The organism is Paenibacillus sp. Z3-2 (genome assembly GCF_054161325.1).
The window spans coordinates 5,762,271-5,782,381 of record NZ_CP096397.1; the positions used below are offsets into that span (position 1 = coordinate 5,762,271).

Consider the following 20,111-nt stretch of genomic DNA (forward strand, 5'->3'; position numbering starts at 1 on the left):
TCCTATACCAGTTCTTTTTGCACTACATCTGCGATTTGAGACACATATTGTTTAAGTTCTTCTTTATCTGGTCCTTCCGCCATAACACGGATCAGGGATTCAGTACCTGAAGCACGAACGAGTACACGTCCATTATCGCCGAGTTGTTGTTCTACTGTAGCAATAGCTTGCTCAATCGCAGAATTCCCCTCGTATTTGCTCTTATCTTCAACACGCACATTGACCAATACTTGTGGGTACTGGGTCATCAGCGCTTTTAGTTCACTCAGTTTTTTACCTGAAGCCTTGAGTGTATCCACGAGTTGAATCGCAGTCAGCATACCGTCTCCAGTTGTATTGTAATCCAGGAAAATAACATGGCCGGACTGCTCTCCGCCCAGGTTGTAACCGCCGCGACGCATTTCCTCCATCACATAACGGTCACCTACTGCAGTTTTAGCTGTTTTCAGTGCAAGTTTCTCCGTTGCTTTGTAGAATCCGATGTTACTCATAACGGTCGATACAACGGTACTGTCCTTCAACTTGCCTGCACGATTCATTGCATCACCACAGATACACAGAATGAAGTCTCCATCCACCTCAGCGCCTGTCTCATCAATAGCAATCAGACGATCGGCATCCCCGTCAAAAGCAAGACCCAGATCCGCTTTATGTTTGAGCACTTCCTGTTTCAGGTTCTCTGGATGAGTTGATCCACATTGCTCATTGATATTCAGGCCGTTAGGCTCAGCGCCAATAGCAATGACTTCTGCGCCAAGTTCACTGAACAATTTCGGTGCGAGCTCATAAGCTGCGCCGTTTGCACAGTCCAGAACAATTTTAAGACCAGAGAATGACTCATTTACAGTCGTTTTCAGGAAATCGAGGTAGCGATAGCGGGATTCCTCATCCGTCGTTACGGTACCCAGACCGCCACCAACTGGCCGTGGCAATTGATCTGTCTCCGCATCCATCAGCTCTTCAATCCGGTTCTCTGTCTCATCGGACAGCTTGAAGCCATCTCCGCCAAAGAACTTGATTCCGTTATCTTCAACCGGATTGTGGGAAGCCGAGATCATCACGCCCGCATCAGCCTTCAACAAACGTGCAATGTATGCCACTCCCGGAGTGGATACAACGCCCAGACGAATTACATCAGCGCCGATGGACAACAGACCTGCAACCAATGCGGATTCTAACATCAATCCCGATATACGAGTATCCATGCCGATAACCACTTTCGGTCTTTCCACACCCCCTGCAAGCACGTAACCACCACAACGTCCAATGCTGTAAGCCAGCTCTGCCGTTAGCTCTTTATTGGCAACCCCTCTTACACCGTCTGTACCAAAATATTTCCCCATGATTTAACTCCTTCTATTCGCATCATATACGAGCACTGTTATTATTTTTTAAACATTTTAGAATTAGAACGTTACGGATTTGAGCCACTTTTACTGCCACTACCGCTGTTATTATTATTTAAATTACCTCGATTGGTTGTGCTCCCCTGTTGACCCTGATCCTGATTGTCCGTATTCGATTCCGTCTCTTCTTCATCAGGAACAGGCTCGGTTTCCCCATTTTCAACCTCGGCTGGTGTCGGGTCAGGTGCTACCGTTCCCTCATCCGTCGGTTCTTCGCTAGGAGTGGTCGTTGTATCTTCAGCCTTTTCGCTAATTTTGACCGTTGCACTCAGAGCATTAGATGATTCATCCAGTTTGGCAAAACGGGGCAGGTCGGCTTCAAGCTCGATCTCATGCGTTCCGACCGCAAGTCCAGCAAGATCCCCCGTCAACGTGAGATCATCACTACTCAGACCCTCAAGCATACTCGCTGAGCCTGTGAGTGTAAGGTTTAGACCGCCACTTCTAGGCGTAACCAGCGTACCTTCCAGTCCATTCCCCGTACCCGTAAGTGTGATGGGAACATTCGGAAAGACTTTCGTCGTCTCCTCTGCCTCGTCAAATGGGGATATGGTTACCTTAATCTGAATCGAACTAGGCTCGATTTTCTCAAAACCGGAAGGCGGCGTCAAGTCCACGTTAACTGTCGACGTACCCGACTGCTCAAACTGCGTCAGATCAAGGGTTACTTGGTCGTAGGACTGTATACCCGCAAGCACATCCTCTGATCCATAAACCGAGACTTCTTTCACGCTTGGCTCTACCGTGGAGAGAACCAGGCCTTCAGGCAACTGTCCCGAATATTTGATTCTTAAGGGTACAGATGTATAGGGCTGATTGACCGGAACCCGGACTTCAACCGTTTGTGGCATTATAATCGCATTTTCAAGGACCTTGCCTTCAGCATCGTATGCCTGAAGCTTCACTTTTTTCTGTATGACATCTTCCTTGGCATCTTTCACGCTCACACTGCCCTGAACCTTCACTACAGCCTCGAGTTGCCCTTCGGGCAGAGTTACCTTAACCGGAGCTGAAGGTTCAACTACGGGCGTCCCAGCGTTGTATCCGGCGGATGCTTCTCCTTCGGGTACAATATTCACATTGAAAGATTTGGTGCCCAATTTTTCTACATTCACGGTAACCATGGAAGGCTCCATGCTGACCACTTCTACCCCGGAAGGCAGATCAGGCACCAGCGGAAGTGTATTAGACCCATCTTTCACCTGACTCAGATCAACCAGTACCTTATAATCGTCATTGGTAAAAATCGATGTTAGCATCGAACGCTGCCCTTTGATTTCCAGCCTGACCTCATCGGTACTTAATGAAGTAAGCACATAACTGTTGCTATCTAATCCATAAGGTTGAACAGGCACCGTACGTTCCACAACCTTATTGGTTGTCCCTGTCGTAATCGTAGGGGTGGTTGGTACTTCATCCAGATGTATCATGAACCAGAGCAGCAGGCTTACCGCAAGTGCAAGTATTTTGGCAAAGTTATTGTTGTTAAACCACTTATCCATTGTTACGTCCTCCCTTCCGTTTCCAGAAGGTTGTCCAGCCATTCTTTTTCAGATTGGATGTAGGGCGCAACTCCTCATACAGTTTGGCAATCAGCGATTCTTCCTTAATATCACGAACGACCTGTCCATTCATCGCCAGCGACACCTGTCCTGTCTCCTCAGAGACAACCAAACAGATCGCATCTGCAACTTCGGTAATCCCGATTGCTGCACGGTGGCGTGTTCCCAATTCCTTGCTGATAAACGGATTTTCTGATAATGGCAAATAACAGGCTGCCGCCGAAATCTGTTTTCCCTGTATGATGACGGCTCCATCATGGAGCGGTGTATTTGGAATAAAAATGTTAATCATCAGCTCGGAGCTGACGAGAGATTGCATCTTAATGCCCGATTCCGTGTAATCGTTCAGACCCGTTTCACGTTCAAATACGACCAATGCGCCAATTTTACGTCGTGACAAATAATTAACAGACTTAATAATCTCACCAATTAACACCGTTAATTCTTCATCACTTGCTGCCGCTGATCGTCCAAACAGCTTCCCACGTCCCAATTGCTCCAGACCACGACGTAGTTCCGGCTGAAAGATAATGAACACCGCAACGACACCAAACGTAAACATCTGGTTCATCAACCACTTGAGCGTATACAGGTTTAGCCACGTACTTAATGCCCAGATCAGCACAAGGAACAGAATTCCTTTTAGGAGCTGAACCGCACGCGTACCCCGCACAAGCAAAATAAGTTTGTACATAATATAGGTAACGATCAATATATCGATAACGTCCTTAATGGACTCTTTCCACGTTAAGTCAGCAAAATAATTCATAAGCCAGCCCCCGCTATCCCCATTGATGAGTGAACCCTGATCTCATATTAACCATTAGGATTTTATATAATCCTTGTCTCCGCATTTTACATCATTGGATTCCTGCAAAATGCTTATCTATATGTAGTAGTATGTTCTCTTTAGTATCTAGGTTATAACGTTAACGTTCAGGTTGCAAGTTACGGCAGTCACAAACTGCACATAAACATCACACATTTACCATGAATTACAAAGTTTACGTATAAAAAAGAGTACCCCATGCAATCTGGAGGTACCCTGCTTGGTATATACCATTGAAGATTTACCCTGTTCTAGCGATAAGCTACTTCATTTACCATATTGGTTATTTTGTACCAGAACCAGTCCAGCGCCTGATCAATACTTTTCACCTGACCTGAAATATGCGCCGTTGAAGCCTGAAACAGTTGTCCGTCGATAACCGTCAGATTGCCGTTCACATCACCATATACTTGTGCAGTTCCATTTTCTATCGTAAGATCGCCAGCAATAGACTTACCTTCAGGAACAATAACCGTGTTACCCTGAATCACGATCTGGTCCAGATTATTTCCCTTAACGACCATTTCGTTGTTCTGATTCCAGAAATTCAAGGCGCTAAAGAGCATCACGACCAAAAAGAAGGCTGCCGCCGTCAGCGCGGGATGTCCTTTGACCCATTTGAGCCATGCTTGCTGTCTCTTGGGCTGGGGCAGAGCATTCATAATTCGATTGGTCAGCTCATCCGAGGCAGACGGTGAATAGTGTTTCATGGCAAAGAGTAACATTTCCGTCTGTTCCAACTCTTTAAAGCGCATGCGACAATCCGGACAGATCACAAGGTGACTTTTCAGTTCAACCTTCTGGGCCGGGGACAACGACTCATCCAAACATTCATGCATTAAAGAGACGGCCGAGTTGCAATCCATATGAGAGCCAATCCTTTCTTAAATCACTTAGTCCATGAGCCATTAAAAAGGACGCATAAGACTTGCATACATTACATACGCATCCGTTTCGGATATGTTTCAATTAATTTCGCCCAGATTTAAAGGCGTTTAACATTTATAACTTATACTCCAATTTTTTGCGTAGAAAATCACGGCCCCGATGAACGCGTGTCTTAATCGTTGTTACGGGCATACCTGTCACATCACTGATTTCCTGTAGCGACAAGTCCTGTAAATATCTCAGAATCATAACGGACTTATACTTGGTTGGCAAACTGTCAATGGCCTCACGAATGAGTGTCTGCGTCTCTGACAGAAGTGCTTCACTCTCCGGTGTACGATCATCACTCGGGAGCATCGCATAACCATCAGATCCTTCTTGATCATTCAGTTCGGCATCTAACGAGTATGAAGGTTTCTTTCTGCGCAGTCGGTCAATACACAGATTGGTCGCAATCCGGTAGATCCAGGTTGAAAACTTCTGGTTCGGATCGTACTTCTCCATATTACGAAACACACGTAAAAACGTCTCCTGCACAACGTCTTCAGCTTCATGACGATTGTTCAGCATCCGGTATGCCAAATGAAACAGCTTGTCCTTATATAGTTCAACGATTTCTGCGAAGGCTCTCTGGTCGCCCTTAAGCACCAGTTTCACAAGCCTATTCTCCAAATTGTCCACCCTTATTCCCCCAGACATGCTGATGGGTCTTCCGTCTTCTGATACCCGTCCACACTTGTAATTCACCAATCAAATCGTAAATCAACTTTGGTCAAAAATCAAGACTGTATGACAAATATCCGCCAAAAACAGTAAAAACGGGAACTCCAGCAGGAGTCCCGTTTCATCTCTCACTCCGTAGAGCAGAGAATGGAGCTTTTAGTTAACCAAGTAATGGGTACTTTGTTTCATATAATCATTCATTTGAACAGTTTGATAATCAACCTGTATTACGCAGTCCCGCAGCGATGCCGTTAATGGTCAGCAATACTTCTCTAAGCAGTTCCGTATCATCCTCACCACGTTCGCGCATATCTCTGAGCTCGCTCAGAAGTTGAACTTGCATGTAGGACAACGGATCTACATAAGGATTACGAAGGCGAATGGATTCCTGAATAACCGGTACATCATCCAGAATTTCAGCTTCTCCGGTAATTTTAAGAATCAGCTCTTTTGTGAGCTTGAATTCAGCTTCGATCTGACCGTAAATGCGATCACGTGCTTCCTTGTTGGAAGTCATGGCTGAGTATTCTTTGGCAATCACAAGATCTGCTTTGGCAATTGCCATCTGCACCGTATCAATGAGCGTGCGGAAGAATGGGAAGCTTGCATACATTTCTTTCAGGACAATCAGATTTTCCTCTTTATCCTGATAGTAACTTTGCAGTCCTGTTCCTGCCGCATACCATGCCGGAAGCAGATAACGACTTTGTGTCCATGCGAATACCCACGGGATCGCTCTCAGATCTTCAAACTTATCGCTATTCTTACGCTTGGATGGACGGGAACCAATATTCAGTTCACCAACCTCCGGAAGCGGTGTTGATTCCTTGAAGAAAGTGAAGAAGTCTGGATCACGGAAAATCAGATCCTGATATTTTGTCAGGGATACTTCCGAAATTTCTTTGATGATGCTGTCCCAATGGCGCTCGGATGCTGACTCTTGCGGCTCAAGACCATTAAGTGCTGCCGTGATCAGAGCCGAAGTTGCTTGCTCCAGACTGCGGTATGCAATCCCTTGAAGGGAATAACGGGAAGAAATGACCTCTCCCTGCTCCGTAATCTTGATGCCTCCACCAATCGTATGCGGTGGTTGAGCAAGAATACTACGGTTAAGCGGCATGCCGCCACGACCAAGAGCTCCGCCACGTCCATGGAAGAACTTCAGTTTAACACCGTGTTCATTACCTACAGCCGTGATGGCATTCATTGCTACGCGCAGTTCCCAGTTGGCTGTAACCACTCCGCCGTCCTTGTTACTGTCTGAATAACCAAGCATGATTTCATGCAGTTCATTGCGTCCTCTTACGCTTGCGCGGTATACAGGAAGGTTGAACAACTTCTGCATAATATCCGAAGCCGCATGTAGATCATCAATCGTTTCAAACAATGGAACTGCCTGAAGTGTAGATGTAATTTCACCGTTGTGTCCTTTGGTGAACAAGCCCACTTCCTTCGCAAATACCATAACCTCCAGCAAATCACTTGCGCCCTGCGTCATACTGATCAGGTAGCTGGTGATACAGCCAGCCCCGAACTCGTTCTGGGCACGCTTAATGGTACGGAAGACATCCAGACACTCTTTGGTTCCCTCCGTGTATTGATGATAAGGAGAAGTAAGCGGACGCGGATCATCCAGCAGACGAGCAAGCAGATCGATTTTACCGTCCTCTGTCAGACGCGCATAATCTTCTACAATGTTCATTTTGGCCAAAATCTCAGACATCGCATTTTCATGTTCCTTACTGTGCTGACGCACATCCAATGCTGCGGTGTGGAAACCAAACAACTCCACTTGACGAATCATTTTGCGAATAGTCGTATCCGCTACGTAATCGGCAAAATGATGGCGCAGACTTCGATCAATAATCATCAGATCATCAATCAAATCCTGAGCGCTATCATAACGGTCAGGCTGACCTGATTTGTTCTCATCCAGTACATTGTTCAGCTTGGCTATCATATAAGCCAATTTGATGCGGTATGGCTCTTTCTCATTCCGCCAGATATCCACTTTTTTCAATGTAACATAATTACGGTCCTGCTCAATCGACTGCACCAGCTCATCCGATACATGGATGATGTTCGTGCTGAAGCTGAGGTGGCCCATAAGTTCAATCATAATCCGTTGGTATTCACGCAAAGCGAGCTTGCGTTGCATTAACAGCGTCTGCCATGTTACATCTGAAGTTACCGAAGGATTTCCATCCCGGTCTCCACCGATCCAGGAACCGAAACGCAAATACGTCGGCACATGCCAGTCATGGTCAGGATAAAATTTATTCAGGCAGCGTTCCAGCTCCTGATATACATCCGGAAGTACGTGGAACAACGTTTCGTGAAAATAATACATCCCGTTCCGCACTTCATCGAGTACAGTCGGTTTGCGGTCGCGAAGTTCATCTGTCTGCCAGAGTGTAATAACCTCATTTAGCAGTTTTTCCCGCAACTGTTCACGTTCACGTAACGTCAGCGTAGGATTATCAAGTAGCATGACATCTTCGGATATTCGTTTGTGGATGTCCAGAATAACCCGGCGCATGGCTTCGGTTGGATGAGCTGTCATAACGAGTTCCAGTGATAATTCGTCCAGAATCTCTTCTACTTCCGTATGAGACAGTCCACGTTCCTTGAGATCCTGTACTGCTTTTTGTATTGATCCTGGCTGTACCGCGTCCCCTGCAGAACGCTCATAATCCCGTTTACGCCGGATCCGATGGTTTTGTTCAGCAATATTAACTAATTGAAAATAAATAGCGAAAGCCCGAATAACCTGATGACGATTGTCCGAGTCTAATTCCTGGATCATCGTTTTGAACTCTTCATACAGTTCTGGCAGAAATTCTGCACGCAATGATTTGCTCGTTTCCCGAATCTTCTCAACGATATCTAGAAGCTCCGTGCCGCCTTGATGGACAAGAACTTCCCCGAGTATATTGCCCAGGAACCGCACGTCTCGCCGAAGCAGGTTGTTGGATTGGCTTTTGCTGGCGGTTACCATAGTTTCAGTCATGCTTATCCTCCCATCTGATCGTTCCATTCGTACACGTAAATTTGACACCTTCATAACATCATACAATAAAATGGCACGAAAATCTTTACTTTTCTACTAGAAAAAATGGGGTTTATCCCCGATTTACAGCACAAAAACACGCTTTTTTATTCATTTTCTTGTTCTGCTTCAATTAATGGTCATATGCTGTCGCATGATACCTTTTTCACGTACTTTAGATAACTCAAATGTCTCATACCTATTCTTAAAATTTCATAAATATGCAGTGGCTTTAGATATATCCAATGTACCTGATTGTAAGGTTGAACCGCATAATTTCATTGCCTAAAAACAGATGCCATACAAAGAAACATGACCGGCAAAGCAAGCTTTTGTATACTTTACCACAGTGACGCAATAAATTAAAGATGTAATTATAAATTTTCTTCCTATACAGTCTGCTTATTAGGAAAGTTTCTTATGTATGTTTGATAAACAAGTGTAATCAAAGGAATATCTTAACAGACCATTTCTACATAATATTCTTACCTTCTTGGGCAGATTAGTCTATAGGCTCTTACCAAAAAAGGAGGAATCCAAATCATGAAAAAAGTCACAACTATTATTGCTTCTGTGCTTCTTGTCGCGTCAATAGCTGGCCCTGCTGCTGCTGATGGTCATATGACCAACGCAATGGCTACTAATGGTTCACGTGTCCAGTCTTATCAGGACACCAACAACATGGACCGTACAAACACCAACACCAACATGAACATGAATGGGAACTACCGCAACAATGGTGACTATCGTGCCAATAACGTTCGTGCTAATGCCAATACCACCGACCGTGACAACGGTATGGATTGGGGCTGGCTCGGTTTGCTGGGACTGTTGGGTCTAGCTGGCATGCGTAAAAGAGTTACGGATCGTAACGATCGTTAACAGAAATTAAGGCACGTTACAACACTACCGCTGCATTTTGGCGGTACCTTAGAAGCAGGAGTAAACACAAGAGCCAAGACCTCCCTATTTAATAGCAAAGGGGTCTTGGCTCTTTTAAGCAGAAATGTAATACATATAATAATTGATGTTTCATACCGTAAAATACAAATCAAAAAAGCCTCTGCATCTGCAAAGACTTTTTCTTTATATCATGTAAGCGGGTGATGGGAATCGAACCCACGCTATTAGCTTGGAAGGCTAAAGTTCTACCATTGAACTACACCCGCATAACAACAATCGGGATGACACGATTTGAACATGCGACCCCCTGGTCCCAAACCAGGTGCTCTACCAAGCTGAGCTACATCCCGATACTAAAAAATAATGGCGCGCCCTGAGAGATTCGAACTCCCGGCCTTTTGATTCGTAGTCAAACGCTCTATCCAGCTGAGCTAAGGGCGCAAAGTAATGGAGCGGAAGACGGGAATCGAACCCGCGACCCTCGCCTTGGCAAGGCGATGCTCTACCGCTGAGCCACTTCCGCAAATAAGGGATGCGCGTGGAGGGACTTGAACCCCCACGTCAAAGACGCTAGATCCTAAGTCTAGTGCGTCTGCCAATTCCGCCACACGCGCATATGATGGTGAGTCATGAAGGGCTCGAACCTTCGACACCCTGATTAAAAGTCAGGTGCTCTACCAACTGAGCTAATGACTCATAATAAAATGGCTGGGGATATAGGATTTGAACCTATGCATGACGGAGTCAAAGTCCGTTGCCTTACCGCTTGGCTAATCCCCATTAAATTAGATGGTGGAGGCTGAGGGGATCGAACCCCCGACCCTCTGCTTGTAAGGCAGATGCTCTCCCAGCTGAGCTAAGCCTCCATCTATATGACCCGTAGGGGATTCGAACCCCTGTTACCTCCGTGAAAGGGAGGTGTCTTAACCCCTTGACCAACGGGCCCCATTTTCAAAGCTCTCAACCGGGATCGAACCGGTGACCTCATCCTTACCATGGATGCACTCTACCTACTGAGCTATGAGAGCAAATGGCTCCCCGAACAGGGCTCGAACCTGTGACAACTCGATTAACAGTCGAGTGCTCTACCAACTGAGCTATCAGGGAATAATATGCATTTGCGGTGCAAATGCAACTCATCGTACAACGTCCACATGCAGAGCCTGTTTTCTATGTATGATGAAAGAGTTCGCTTGGCGGCGTCCTACTCTCCCAGGACCCTGCGGTCCAAGTACCATCGGCGCTAGAGGGCTTAACGGTCGTGTTCGGGATGGGTACGTGTGGAACCCCTCCGCCATCGCCACCAAACGCGATTTGTCGAAGCACAGCTTCTTGAAATCAGATATGGAACTGAAAATCATACACACGTTCTGTGATGTACCAATTTTCATTTCAGAGATCATTCTCTGAAAACTAGATTCGAAACGAAAGTTGCGATTAGAACTTGCTATTGGATAAGCCCTCGACCGATTAGTACTGGTCAGCTCCATGCATTGCTGCACTTCCACCCCCAGCCTATCTACCTCGTCGTCTTCAAGGGGTCTTACATACTGGGAAATCTCATCTTGAGGGGGGCTTCACGCTTAGATGCTTTCAGCGTTTATCCCTTCCGTACATAGCTACCCAGCGGTGCTCCTGGCGGAACAACTGGTACACCAGCGGTACGTCCATCCCGGTCCTCTCGTACTAAGGACAGCTCCTCTCAAATTTCCTACGCCCACGACAGATAGGGACCGAACTGTCTCACGACGTTCTGAACCCAGCTCGCGTACCGCTTTAATGGGCGAACAGCCCAACCCTTGGGACCTACTTCAGCCCCAGGATGCGATGAGCCGACATCGAGGTGCCAAACCTCCCCGTCGATGTGGACTCTTGGGGGAGATAAGCCTGTTATCCCCAGGGTAGCTTTTATCCGTTGAGCGATGGCCCTTCCATGCGGTACCACCGGATCACTAAGCCCGACTTTCGTCCCTGCTCGACTTGTAGGTCTCGCAGTCAAGCTCCCTTATGCCTTTGCACTCTTCGAATGATTTCCAACCATTCTGAGGGAACCTTTGGGCGCCTCCGTTACTCTTTAGGAGGCGACCGCCCCAGTCAAACTGCCCACCTGACACTGTCCCCGCACCGGATTACGGTACCAGGTTAGAACCTAGATACGATCAGGGTGGTATCCCAACGTTGCCTCCACGCAAGCTGGCGCTCACGTTTCAAAGGCTCCCACCTATCCTGTACAGATCGTACCCAAATTCAATATCAAGCTGCAGTAAAGCTCCATGGGGTCTTTCCGTCTTGTCGCGGGTAACCTGCATCTTCACAGGTATTAAAATTTCACCGGATCTCTCGTTGAGACAGCGCCCAAGTCGTTACGCCATTCGTGCGGGTCAGAATTTACCTGACAAGGAATTTCGCTACCTTAGGACCGTTATAGTTACGGCCGCCGTTTACTGGGGCTTCGGTTCACAGCTTCGGGACTAGTCCCTAACCACTCCCCTTAACCTTCCAGCACCGGGCAGGCGTCAGCCCGTATACTTCGCCTTACGGCTTCGCACAGACCTGTGTTTTTGCTAAACAGTCGCTTGGGCCTTTTCACTGCGGCCCCCTCGTGCTATTCACACTACCGGGGCACCCCTTCTCCCGAAGTTACGGGGTCATTTTGCCGAGTTCCTTAACGAGAGTTCTTCCGCGCGCCTTAGAATACTCTTCTCGCCTACCTGTGTCGGTTTGCGGTACGGGCACCATCACCTGGCTAGAGGCTTTTCTTGGCAGTGTGAGATCATGACCTTCGCTACTGTAATTTTCACTCCCCATCACAGCTCAGCCTTACGATGTGCGGATTTGCCTACACATCAGCCTTACTGCTTAGACGGACATCCATCAGTCCGCGTCACTACCCTACTGCGTCCCCCCATTGCTCATAACGGCTTACGGTGGTACAGGAATTTCGACCTGTTGTCCTTCGACTACGCCTTTCGGCCTCGCCTTAGGTCCCGACTTACCCTGAGCGGACGAGCCTTCCTCAGGAACCCTTAGGCTTTCGGCGGATCAGATTCTCACTGATCTTTTCGTTACTCATACCGGCATTCTCACTTGTATAATGTCCAGCGCTCCTTACGGTACACCTTCAACCCTTATACAACGCTCCCCTACCCCTGATGCAAAGCATCAAGCCATAGCTTCGGTGGTGTGTTTAGCCCCGTTACATTTTCGGCGCAGAGTCACTCGACCAGTGAGCTATTACGCACTCTTTAAATGATGGCTGCTTCTAAGCCAACATCCTGGTTGTCTGTGCAACTCCACATCCTTTCCCACTTAACACACACTTGGGGACCTTAGCTGATGGTCTGGGCTGTTTCCCTTTTGACAATGGATCTTAGCACTCACTGTCTGACTCCCGGAAGTAAGTCTATGGCATTCGGAGTTTGACTGAGCTTGGTAACCCTTGCGGGCCCCGCACCCAATCAGTGCTCTACCTCCACGACTCTGTTTTCCGAGGCTAGCCCTAAAGCTATTTCGGGGAGAACCAGCTATCTCCGAGTTCGATTGGAATTTCTCCGCTACCCCCACCTCATCCCCGCATTTTTCAACATGCGTGGGTTCGGGCCTCCAGTGCGTGTTACCGCACCTTCACCCTGGACAGGGGTAGATCACCCGGTTTCGGGTCTACGTCCACGTACTATATCGCCCTATTCAGACTCGCTTTCGCTGCGGCTCCGGCTCTTCACCTTAACCTTGCACGGGAACGTAACTCGCCGGTTCATTCTACAAAAGGCACGCCATCACCCCTAAAACGGGCTCTGACTTTTTGTAAGCACACGGTTTCAGGTTCTATTTCACTCCCCTTCCGGGGTGCTTTTCACCTTTCCCTCACGGTACTGCTTCACTATCGGTCGCTAGGAAGTATTTAGCCTTGGCAGATGGTCCTGCCGGATTCATACGGGGTTTCACGTGCCCCGCACTACTCGGGATCCGTCTCGGAGGGAACCAACTTTCAATTACAGGGCTTTTACCTTCTTTGGCGGGCCTTTCCAGACCTCTTCGCTTAACCGGTTCCTTTGTAACTCCATGTGAGACGTCCCACAACCCCAAAGAGCAAGCTCTCTGGTTTGGGCTTCTCCGCGTTCGCTCGCCGCTACTGACGGAATCACTATTGTTTTCTCTTCCTCAGGGTACTTAGATGTTTCAGTTCCCCTGGTATGCCTCTACACAACCTATGTATTCAGTTGTGAGTAACTGGAAATTACCCCAGCTGGGTTTCCCCATTCGGACACCCCCGGATCAAAGCTTGCTTACAGCTCCCCGAGGCAGTTTCGTTGTTCGCCACGTCCTTCATCGGCTCCTAGCGCCTAGGCATCCTCCGTGTGCTCTTAGTAGCTTAACCTTTTTGCTCCGGTTTCGGTCGCTTCCCTTGGTTTGGACTGCGTCCAAATCCAAAAGTCGCTCCCACCCGATACCATCGCAAAAGCAATTTAACTACCTTTATACACTTGACTTGTTTGCACAAGTTCAGCTAAAAAGGAATGTTCTAATTCGCATTTGCTTTCGTTTCGATATCTAGTTTTCAAAGAACAAACTTGTAAAACAATTTTGGTGGAGCCAAGCGGGATCGAACCGCTGACCTCCTGCTTGCAAGGCAGGCGCTCTCCCAGCTGAGCTATGGCCCCATATGAAGTTAAAAGGTGTAGATGGTGGGCCCTGGTGGACTCGAACCACCGGCCTCACCCTTATCAGAGGTGCGCTCTAACCAACTGAGCTAAGGGCCCACATTATATATACTATTTGAACCCAAAATGGGTTACGCTTGGCGGCGTTCTACTCTCCCAGGACCCTGCGGTCCAAGTACCATTGACGCTGAGGGGCTTAACGGTCGTGTTCGGGATGGGAACGTGTGGAACCCCTTCGCTATCGCCACCAAACGTTTGAGAGTTTGAGCTCTCAAAACTGAGCAACGAGTGAGTAGTTTTGCTCTTCATTTCATCCACACCAAGGTGAAGGACCGAAATGAATTGCGGTCGCAGGTTCAGTGAACCTGCTTATTTGAATGTTTCCGTTACAGGAAACGATTCTCCATAGAAAGGAGGTGATCCAGCCGCACCTTCCGATACGGCTACCTTGTTACGACTTCACCCCAATCATCTATCCCACCTTCGGCGGCTGGCTCCTTGCGGTTACCCCACCGACTTCGGGTGTTATAAACTCTCGTGGTGTGACGGGCGGTGTGTACAAGACCCGGGAACGTATTCACCGCGGCATGCTGATCCGCGATTACTAGCAATTCCGACTTCATGCAGGCGAGTTGCAGCCTGCAATCCGAACTGAGACCGGCTTTGTTGGGATTGGCTCCATCTCGCGATTTCGCAGCCCGTTGTACCGGCCATTGTAGTACGTGTGTAGCCCAGGTCATAAGGGGCATGATGATTTGACGTCATCCCCACCTTCCTCCGGTTTGTCACCGGCAGTCTATCTAGAGTGCCCACCCGAAGTGCTGGCAACTAAATATAAGGGTTGCGCTCGTTGCGGGACTTAACCCAACATCTCACGACACGAGCTGACGACAACCATGCACCACCTGTCTCCTCTGTCCCGAAGGAAAGATACATCTCTGTACCGGTCAGAGGGATGTCAAGACCTGGTAAGGTTCTTCGCGTTGCTTCGAATTAAACCACATACTCCACTGCTTGTGCGGGTCCCCGTCAATTCCTTTGAGTTTCAGTCTTGCGACCGTACTCCCCAGGCGGAGTGCTTAATGTGTTAACTTCGGCACCAAGGGTATCGAAACCCCTAACACCTAGCACTCATCGTTTACGGCGTGGACTACCAGGGTATCTAATCCTGTTTGCTCCCCACGCTTTCGCGCCTCAGCGTCAGTTACAGCCCAGAGAGTCGCCTTCGCCACTGGTGTTCCTCCACATATCTACGCATTTCACCGCTACACGTGGAATTCCACTCTCCTCTTCTGCACTCAAGTCACCCAGTTTCCAGTGCGATCCGGGGTTGAGCCCCGGGATTAAACACCAGACTTAAATGACCGCCTGCGCGCGCTTTACGCCCAATAATTCCGGACAACGCTTGCCCCCTACGTATTACCGCGGCTGCTGGCACGTAGTTAGCCGGGGCTTTCTTCTCAGGTACCGTCACCTTGAGAGCAGTTACTCTCCCAAGCGTTCTTCCCTGGCAACAGAGCTTTACGATCCGAAAACCTTCATCACTCACGCGGCATTGCTCCGTCAGGCTTTCGCCCATTGCGGAAGATTCCCTACTGCTGCCTCCCGTAGGAGTCTGGGCCGTGTCTCAGTCCCAGTGTGGCCGATCACCCTCTCAGGTCGGCTACGCATCGTCGCCTTGGTGAGCCGTTACCTCACCAACTAGCTAATGCGCCGCAGGCCCATCCCCAAGTGACAGATTGCTCCGTCTTTCCAGTTCTCTTCAGGCGAAGAAAACAACTATTCGGTATTAGCTACCGTTTCCGGTAGTTGTCCCAAACTTGAGGGCAGGTTGCCTACGTGTTACTCACCCGTCCGCCGCTAACCATCAGAGAAGCAAGCTTCTCATCAAGTCCGCTCGACTTGCATGTATTAGGCATGCCGCCAGCGTTCGTCCTGAGCCAGGATCAAACTCTCCAATAAAGACGAATTTCAGTAGCGCGGTTAAACGCTATGAAATTCATCTCAAGTATTTGAAAAGAGCGATAAGCTCATTTTGAATCTGACGAGATTAAAAATCTCATTTGTGCTCCAGTCGATCCAAGCCAAGGCTTGTCTCAAACTTTCGCGTTCATTCTGCAAGCAGAATGTTTACTCACTCGTTGTTCAGTTTTCAAAGATCAAACATTCAATTTGTTGCTGTCTTTCAAGTTGTCGTCGTTTCAGCGGCGACTTTTATAATATATCATATTGAAGTTCTCTTTGCAAGCATTATTTTTCGATTATTTTAAATCGCTTTATTTTCATGCTTGTTTCAGTGAACCGCTCCTAAAAAAGGAACGAAAATTAATTTACCATATGAATTTAGAAAGGTCAACCCTTTTTCGACAAATAGTTTAACCCTTATGACAAATTCGCTATGATCATGGTTCAGAGGTACAGCACCCACTTTTTAAGAGCCGCACCTCACTTCCACTACTATACAGCTAATATATGACCAGCTTAATCATTACAGCTTCGACTTTTTCAGCTTCCCACCTCTTGCATACTTGGACAACTCTTTTGGCGGGGCAAAGCGTGCATACATACGGAACACAGTCTTATATCGGCTCGCGATAGCATATTTGATCTCTTGGTCAAGACGATTATCACTTAGATCGAACAGCATTTCATCTAACTCTTTACGCAGCACATAGTCTAGTTCCTTGCATTCCTTCTCGTTAAACAACATACCCAGCATTAGAGTTCTCCTTTTTGTGCATAGCCTCTTTAATTACACTTACTCAGTTTCATGCAACACCCTTTGTATTCGCTTTTTGTGGGTGCTGCTTGAACCCGTTTTATTGTTATGGTCAACTTTCTGAAAATTTATGAATGCCGGCCATCACAAAATTTTATCCTCTCACCAGAGCATATGTAAGTGTACTTTCAATGATTGCTGCAACAAGAAGCAAGATGACAACCCAGAAGGATGCGGTTAACGTTCTGTTCATGAATACTCTCCACCGTGTACCAATCATATTTCGTTTGTCACTTCCAAGTTGGACAAGACTTTTGATAACCAGCCCACCAAACTTCAGTCCGAATGCACAAGCAATGATGATGACCGGAATCTCAATAATGCCATGTGGAAGTAAGCCCTTAACCACAATATCATAAAAGCTTGCCCCATAATTCATCGTGGTGTGCACTACAAATCCAAGGACCATACCATTGATTAACAGAAAGATAACCGGCAGGATTCCGAAGAATATACCGGCATAGATGACAAGTACGCTTTTGATCGCATTATTGAAAAAGATGAACAGGAAGAAGTTCCATTGCACATTGCCCCCCTGCTCCAGCCGTTCACTGACCTCTCGTAAGCCCCCAATTTGGTTTAACAACAATTCCTCTAGTGGACCCGTACTCACCCATCCTGCCCCTATTCCTGCAGCAAATAAAACTACGGACCAGATCAATGCACTACGGATGGACCCAAGATCTTTAAGAAATGTACTGAATTTTAACATAATAACCTCCTGTAGAATCTAAAATGATGGACAAACAAGGATTAGTGACGAATAACTGGGCAGTACGAGCATACATTGGAGAGTAAACAAGCATTTCTTATGGGAGAGGGGCGCTTATTGAAATGAACTCGTTCTATGTATTTAGCGGCAAAAAGATTAAACGTTACCTGATTGTCCTGGTTGCTGCCGTCTTTGCGATCGGTATTATCTATCTGGAGAGCGGCAATGTCTCCGTATTCTCGGAAGAAGCACCATCAGCCGTCTACAGCGTTCCAACCGAGAAGAAGGTGATTGCACTAACCTTTGACATTAGCTGGGGTGATAAACGGACAGAACCGATTCTGAAAGTTCTTCAGGAGAATAAAGTGCAGAAGGCCACCTTTTTCCTTTCCTCCCCCTGGAGCAAGACACACCCCGAGATTGTCACAGCTATCAAAGATGCAGGGTATGAGATTGGCAGCCATGGACATAGACATGAAAACTACAGCAGCCTGACCGAGGAAGAAATTCGCAAAGAAATTTCGACAGCTCATAGCATTTTAACCGATTTAACGGGAAAAGAACCGAAGTTACTGCGTCTGCCCAATGGGGACTTTGACAAGCGTGTGCTCCAGGTAGCCAATAGTCTGAACTATCAGGTGGTGCAATGGGATACTGACTCCTTGGATTGGAAAAACCCTGGTGTACAGACGATTGTTGATCGAGTAGTAAGCAAAGCGCATCCAGGTGACATTGTGCTGCTGCATGCCAGCGATTCCTCCAAACAAACTCATGAAGCACTCCCTGTCATTATCGACAAATTAAAAAATCAGGGATATGAATTCGTCACTGTGTCAGAGTTACTGAACCATTCCAGTGTAGAAGGTAAGGAAGTCCGTGACCAAGCCAGCGGTCAGTAATTGCTAGATTATTGGAGCGACAGCTCAAATAGGGGTGCAAAAGTTGAAAAGAGCTAACCAGGTTAGCTCTTTTTGGTATGTTTTTATTTTCAAAATAAAATCTATGCTCGACTTTCCTTCAACGGCTCTGCCTTTCCACTTTCATTTACACTTTGGTTCGAAGACACATCCACCAGCCTGTGCAATATCAGCATTTGGTATGCATTACATAAGAGCAAGGGAACCACAATAAATATGGTTGCAGCATTTACATCAATGCGCAATACGCCGATCGTCTCCACTACGGTGACGGCAATCATGAAAAAGAGTGTCGGTACGAGCGCGGAAATATGAGTCAATCTCACCTTGACGTAAGCGGTAACAATTGCAGCTGCTAAAATAATGATACCGAGCACAATATCCGATATGCGTTCCCGATTCCCCCCTACAAACAGACGCAAAAACATCACGTCAAGCAGAGCTAACACCGTTAAGATAATTTGCACGATCTGCCAACCGCGCTTGGGAAATACACCTTTCCCCATATAATTCAGTATCAGATATGCAAAGAAACCCATTTGTGAATACACGCTGATCATAACCCCGGATCCAAACAGGATCAGAAGATACAGAAGAAAATCATTTAATCCATTTGTCTTCTCCCCGTTCACCAGCATCATAATTAATCCCGTACCCAATGATCCCGCGGCCCCAATAAGCAAGGCTGTCCAAAACAGGAAAAACCATTTACGTAAATTCAAATGTTTTCCACCCCCGAGTGTTTATTTTACCAACCTTCTCAGCAAAAAACCATCATTGCTCAACATATTTCCCCCTTTCCCATCACATACTACATCCAGTATCTAATCAAGGAGGGATTGTACACATGAAACGGCCTTTGTGGCAGCTATGCTGTGTCGTACTGGGGCTATCCGTCATGCTTGCCGGCTGCGGTTCAGATCAGAGTTCTTCGCCTCCTCAGGGCAGTTATAAAGAGATGAAAACGATGGTTGTAGATATTTTAAAAAGTGATGAAGGCAAGAAAGCAGTAGAGGAAGCTCTTACAGGTCAAAGCTCATCCAGCGGTGAGGGCGAAGGTGGAGGTTCAGAAGAAGGTGGTGGCGGATCGGGTGGTGGTTCGGGAACCATTGGTATGAAAATGTTAATGCCTGTGCAATCTTCGGAACAAATACGTATTGCAGTAAAAGATACCATCACCGCTCCTGAATACCAAAAGGAATTCGAGAAAATCATGACCGATCCAAAGTTTGCTGGAGAATTTGCCAAAGCAATCAACGCTCAAAGCAAACAGCTTCACATGCAATTGATTAAAGATCCCACGTACCAAAAATCTGTTGGGGACATCATGAAGTCACCTGAGGTCTCCAAGATGTTCATGGATATGACCAAGACACCGGATTATCGCAAACAGACGATGACTGTTATGCAGGAAGTAATGCAAAACCCGTTATTCCGTATGGAAGTACTCACTTTGCTCAAGAAGGTTGTACAGGAGGAATTGCAACCAAAAGTAGAAAGTGGCGGACAGCAGGGGCAAGAGCAAGGAGGACAAGAAGGTCAGGGCCAAGAAGGTGGCGGTGGCGAAGAAGGTGGAGGCAGTGGAGATTCTGGCAGCGGTGGAGGCTCATAAACAGTAGATGTTGGTATACCCCAGAAACTAAAAGCCTGCATCCGAATGGACGCAGGCTTTATTTGTATTT

General features: G+C 47.2%; 12 protein-coding genes, 13 tRNA genes and 4 rRNA genes. 3 read left to right on the forward strand and 26 right to left on the reverse strand.

All coding sequences use genetic code 11. From position 1 onward, the window contains the following. Positions 1–2: 2 nt before the first annotated feature. From glmM to ppc, 6 genes are all read right to left on the reverse strand, one after another. Positions 3–1,343 (reverse strand): phosphoglucosamine mutase, encoded by a 1,341-nt coding sequence (glmM, locus tag M1D71_RS25735; protein WP_458124226.1) that lies wholly within the window; start codon positions 1,341–1,343, stop codon positions 3–5. A 71-nt stretch (positions 1,344–1,414) separates the two neighbouring features. Beyond that, positions 1,415–2,908, reverse strand: a complete 1,494-nt coding sequence (locus tag M1D71_RS25740) for a CdaR family protein (protein WP_458124227.1) — start codon at positions 2,906–2,908, stop codon at positions 1,415–1,417. After that, positions 2,901–3,737: a diadenylate cyclase CdaA gene (gene cdaA / locus M1D71_RS25745; protein ID WP_145325921.1), complete on the reverse strand. Its 837-nt coding sequence runs from the start codon at positions 3,735–3,737 to the stop codon at positions 2,901–2,903. The genes M1D71_RS25740 and cdaA overlap by 8 nt, the downstream gene beginning before the upstream one ends. Before the next feature lie 311 nt (positions 3,738–4,048). Next, entirely contained in the window at positions 4,049–4,663 is a 615-nt protein-coding gene (locus M1D71_RS25750) for a zf-HC2 domain-containing protein (protein WP_036614042.1), read from the reverse strand. Positions 4,664–4,799: 136 nt separating this feature from the next. After that, positions 4,800–5,366, reverse strand: coding sequence for an RNA polymerase sigma factor SigW (gene sigW / locus M1D71_RS25755; RefSeq protein WP_458124228.1), 567 nt, complete (start codon positions 5,364–5,366; stop codon positions 4,800–4,802). A 259-nt stretch (positions 5,367–5,625) separates the two neighbouring features. Next, positions 5,626–8,418, reverse strand: a complete 2,793-nt coding sequence (gene ppc / locus M1D71_RS25760) for a phosphoenolpyruvate carboxylase (protein ID WP_458124229.1) — start codon at positions 8,416–8,418, stop codon at positions 5,626–5,628. 582 nt (positions 8,419–9,000) lie between these two features. Here ppc and M1D71_RS25765 point away from each other — a divergent pair. After that, positions 9,001–9,339: a WGxxGxxG family protein gene (locus tag M1D71_RS25765; RefSeq protein ID WP_458124230.1), complete on the forward strand. Its 339-nt coding sequence runs from the start codon at positions 9,001–9,003 to the stop codon at positions 9,337–9,339. Between the two features lie 216 nt (positions 9,340–9,555). On the opposite strand, the gene M1D71_RS25770 is transcribed toward M1D71_RS25765, so the two are convergent. The 19 genes from M1D71_RS25770 to M1D71_RS25860 all read right to left on the reverse strand — a co-directional run bounded on the left by M1D71_RS25770 (position 9,556) and on the right by M1D71_RS25860 (position 17,512). Beyond that, a tRNA-Gly gene (locus tag M1D71_RS25770) sits at positions 9,556–9,626 on the reverse strand. A gap of 10 nt (positions 9,627–9,636) precedes the next feature. Beyond that, positions 9,637–9,710: transfer RNA gene (locus tag M1D71_RS25775), tRNA-Pro, on the reverse strand. A 14-nt stretch (positions 9,711–9,724) separates the two neighbouring features. Next, positions 9,725–9,801, reverse strand: a tRNA-Arg gene (locus M1D71_RS25780). A 7-nt stretch (positions 9,802–9,808) separates the two neighbouring features. Continuing rightward, positions 9,809–9,883: transfer RNA gene (locus M1D71_RS25785), tRNA-Gly, on the reverse strand. A 10-nt stretch (positions 9,884–9,893) separates the two neighbouring features. After that, positions 9,894–9,974, reverse strand: a tRNA-Leu gene (locus M1D71_RS25790). Between the two features lie 6 nt (positions 9,975–9,980). Next, a tRNA-Lys gene (locus tag M1D71_RS25795) sits at positions 9,981–10,056 on the reverse strand. Between the two features lie 9 nt (positions 10,057–10,065). Next, a tRNA-Gln gene (locus tag M1D71_RS25800) sits at positions 10,066–10,140 on the reverse strand. 10 nt (positions 10,141–10,150) lie between these two features. Then, positions 10,151–10,226, reverse strand: a tRNA-Val gene (locus tag M1D71_RS25805). Positions 10,227–10,233: 7 nt separating this feature from the next. After that, positions 10,234–10,305: transfer RNA gene (locus tag M1D71_RS25810), tRNA-Glu, on the reverse strand. A 10-nt stretch (positions 10,306–10,315) separates the two neighbouring features. Next, positions 10,316–10,388, reverse strand: a tRNA-Thr gene (locus M1D71_RS25815). A gap of 3 nt (positions 10,389–10,391) precedes the next feature. Beyond that, a tRNA-Asn gene (locus M1D71_RS25820) sits at positions 10,392–10,467 on the reverse strand. Positions 10,468–10,551: 84 nt separating this feature from the next. Next, positions 10,552–10,668: ribosomal RNA gene (gene rrf / locus M1D71_RS25825) — 5S ribosomal RNA — on the reverse strand. A 142-nt stretch (positions 10,669–10,810) separates the two neighbouring features. Next, a 23S ribosomal RNA gene (locus M1D71_RS25830) occupies positions 10,811–13,738 on the reverse strand. A 207-nt stretch (positions 13,739–13,945) separates the two neighbouring features. Continuing rightward, positions 13,946–14,021: transfer RNA gene (locus M1D71_RS25835), tRNA-Ala, on the reverse strand. Between the two features lie 22 nt (positions 14,022–14,043). After that, a tRNA-Ile gene (locus M1D71_RS25840) sits at positions 14,044–14,120 on the reverse strand. A 36-nt stretch (positions 14,121–14,156) separates the two neighbouring features. Beyond that, positions 14,157–14,273 (reverse strand): 5S ribosomal RNA (rrf, locus tag M1D71_RS25845). A 157-nt stretch (positions 14,274–14,430) separates the two neighbouring features. Continuing rightward, positions 14,431–15,983 (reverse strand): 16S ribosomal RNA (locus M1D71_RS25850). Together the 16S, 23S and 5S rRNA genes with 13 tRNA genes alongside form the textbook arrangement of a ribosomal RNA operon. A 526-nt stretch (positions 15,984–16,509) precedes the next feature. After that, positions 16,510–16,740, reverse strand: a complete 231-nt coding sequence (locus M1D71_RS25855) for a hypothetical protein (RefSeq protein ID WP_458124231.1) — start codon at positions 16,738–16,740, stop codon at positions 16,510–16,512. 154 nt (positions 16,741–16,894) lie between these two features. Then, positions 16,895–17,512, reverse strand: coding sequence for a stage II sporulation protein M (locus M1D71_RS25860; RefSeq protein ID WP_458124232.1), 618 nt, complete (start codon positions 17,510–17,512; stop codon positions 16,895–16,897). Positions 17,513–17,634: 122 nt separating this feature from the next. Here M1D71_RS25860 and pdaB point away from each other — a divergent pair, with 122 nt between their 5' ends. Next, positions 17,635–18,411 carry a polysaccharide deacetylase family sporulation protein PdaB gene (pdaB, locus tag M1D71_RS25865; RefSeq protein ID WP_145326559.1) on the forward strand — a complete coding sequence of 259 codons (777 nt, stop codon included), beginning with the start codon at positions 17,635–17,637 and terminating at the stop codon, positions 18,409–18,411. Positions 18,412–18,512: 101 nt separating this feature from the next. Here pdaB and M1D71_RS25870 read toward each other — a convergent pair whose 3' ends face one another. Next, positions 18,513–19,151: a KinB-signaling pathway activation protein gene (locus tag M1D71_RS25870; protein WP_458124233.1), complete on the reverse strand. Its 639-nt coding sequence runs from the start codon at positions 19,149–19,151 to the stop codon at positions 18,513–18,515. A 125-nt stretch (positions 19,152–19,276) separates the two neighbouring features. Between M1D71_RS25870 and gerD the strand changes: the two genes are divergently transcribed. Beyond that, complete coding sequence (gene gerD / locus M1D71_RS25875; RefSeq protein WP_458124234.1) at positions 19,277–20,041, forward strand: spore germination lipoprotein GerD; 765 nt, start codon at positions 19,277–19,279, stop codon at positions 20,039–20,041. Positions 20,042–20,111 lie beyond the last annotated feature (70 nt).

Coding starts and splice junctions, on each gene's coding strand:
- glmM (WP_458124226.1), bottom strand. CDS start 1,343: ATGGGGAAATATTTTGGTACAGACGGTGTAAGAGGGGTTGCCAATAAA.
- M1D71_RS25740 (WP_458124227.1), bottom strand. CDS start 2,908: ATGGATAAGTGGTTTAACAACAATAACTTTGCCAAAATACTTGCACTT.
- cdaA (WP_145325921.1), bottom strand. CDS start 3,737: ATGAATTATTTTGCTGACTTAACGTGGAAAGAGTCCATTAAGGACGTT.
- M1D71_RS25750 (WP_036614042.1), bottom strand. CDS start 4,663: ATGGATTGCAACTCGGCCGTCTCTTTAATGCATGAATGTTTGGATGAG.
- ppc (WP_458124229.1), bottom strand. CDS start 8,418: ATGACTGAAACTATGGTAACCGCCAGCAAAAGCCAATCCAACAACCTG.
- M1D71_RS25765 (WP_458124230.1), top strand. CDS start 9,001: ATGAAAAAAGTCACAACTATTATTGCTTCTGTGCTTCTTGTCGCGTCA.
- M1D71_RS25855 (WP_458124231.1), bottom strand. CDS start 16,740: ATGCTGGGTATGTTGTTTAACGAGAAGGAATGCAAGGAACTAGACTAT.
- M1D71_RS25860 (WP_458124232.1), bottom strand. CDS start 17,512: ATGTTAAAATTCAGTACATTTCTTAAAGATCTTGGGTCCATCCGTAGT.
- pdaB (WP_145326559.1), top strand. CDS start 17,635: ATGAACTCGTTCTATGTATTTAGCGGCAAAAAGATTAAACGTTACCTG.
- gerD (WP_458124234.1), top strand. CDS start 19,277: ATGAAACGGCCTTTGTGGCAGCTATGCTGTGTCGTACTGGGGCTATCC.